1 protein-coding gene is annotated in these 1,777 nt (G+C 64.4%); it reads left to right on the top strand.

The features are described from left to right. Positions 1-209: 209 nt before the first annotated feature. Positions 210-1,745: an APC family permease gene (locus tag ACFTZB_RS45425; RefSeq protein ID WP_378442535.1), complete on the top strand. Its 1,536-nt coding sequence runs from the start codon at positions 210-212 to the stop codon at positions 1,743-1,745. Positions 1,746-1,777 lie beyond the last annotated feature (32 nt).

The raw sequence follows: 1,777 nt of genomic DNA on the forward strand, positions 1-1,777 counted from the left end.
CCCCCCACATGTGGGGGGCGTGCAGTCTCGTTCTCTCGCAGCACCACCCCCGGTCACGCAACGTTTGCCGTGACGTATTGCCAAAAATGGCTAGGTGAATTAACCTTAATGGCACAGTGACATGCATCACTGAGAGGTCGAGTTGAAGTCGATCCGCATACTGCGTCGATCTTCGATTCACTCGGTCGGTCCCCATCCCCGGAGGAAACATGCTAGAGACGCGCGATACGGGTAACAGCCGCGAAGTCGCCCCCCATGGAGATGACGAGCATCTCCGCGCCCTCGGTTACGAACCGAAGTTCGAGCGCAAGATGAACCTGTGGGCGAACTTCGCCCTCGGCTTCATCTACTTGTCCCCGATGGTCGGCGTGGTCTCGATCTTCGCGCTGGGAATCTCCACTGCCGGACCGCCGGCGGTGTTCTGGATTTTCATCGTCGGCTTCGGCCAACTTCTGGTCGCCCTGGTCTTCGGTGAGGTCGTCTCCCAGTTCCCGCTCGCGGGCGGCCTGTATCAATGGGCGCGCCGGCTCTGGAACGGCCAGTATGCCTGGCTGATGTCGTGGGTCTACATCTGTGCCATCACCATCGGCATCACCACCACCGCCATGTTCAGCTCCGACTTCATCGCAAGTCTGCTGTTCGGCACCGCGGACGAGCCGTCGGTCTCGGCCACCGGGCTGCAGAAACTGATCATCACCCTGTCGGTGCTGACCGTCTGCCTGCTGTTCAACCTCACCGGCACCAAGACCCTCGCCCGGATCTCCGTCGTCGGCCTGACCGCCGAACTCATCGGCGTCGTCGCGATCGGCCTGTACCTGCTGATCTTCGAGCGCAAGCAACCCTTTTCGGTCTTCTTCGACACCATGGGCGCCGGTGGCGGGCAGAGTTACATCTACGCCTTCATCGGAGCATCACTGGTGGGCCTGTACATGTTCTACGGCTTCGAGGCCTGCGGCGAGGTCGCCGAGGAGACCCCCAACCCGGCCCGCGCCATTCCTCGCGCGATGGCGTTGACGGTTCTCGTCGGCGGCGGCGCCGCCCTGCTCGCCTTCTCCGGATTCGTCCTCGCCTGCCCGGATCTGGCGGCCGTCGTGGCCGGGGAGGACGCCAACCCCATCCCGACGATCCTGCAGGGCAGCCTCGGCACGGTCGGATCCAAGGCGTTCCTCGTCATCGCACTGACCTCGTTCCTGGCCGGTGTGATGGGCCAGCAGACCGCCGTCAGCCGCCTGGTGTACTCGTTCGCCCGCGACGACATGTTCCCCGGCAGCCACTTCTTCGCCCGCACCTCCTCGAGCCACATCCCGGTCAACGCCCTGCTGGGCATCAACGTTGCACCGGTGCTGCTCACCGTCTTCGTGTACTTCTTCCCCGACTCCCTGTTCCGGATCGCCGCATTCCAGGTCATCGCCGCCTACTTCGCCTTCCAGATGGTGGTCCTGGCCGCACTGCGGATGCGATTCAAGGGCTGGAAGCCCGGCGGACCGTGGACCCTGGGCAAATTGGGCCTCGCCGTCAACGTCGCCGCCCTGGTCTACGGCATCGTCGCCATGATCATCCTGGCCCGGCCCAGCGGCGACGAGAGCCTACCGTTCGTCGACCGCTGGATCGCACTGATCGGGTTCTCCATCATCACCGTCGCCGGGTTCCTCTACCTGGTGATCGCAAAGCCGGGCGCCGACTCCACCGCACCCGAAGGTGACGCCATCGAGGTCGCCGAACGGCTCCGCGCCGGCCGCGCATGAGACCGTACCGCGACGCCCACTAGGCCGAAATC

The sequence above is a fragment of the Rhodococcus sp. NPDC057014 genome (assembly GCF_042673295.1).
Taxonomy (GTDB): domain Bacteria; phylum Actinomycetota; class Actinomycetes; order Mycobacteriales; family Mycobacteriaceae; genus Rhodococcus_F.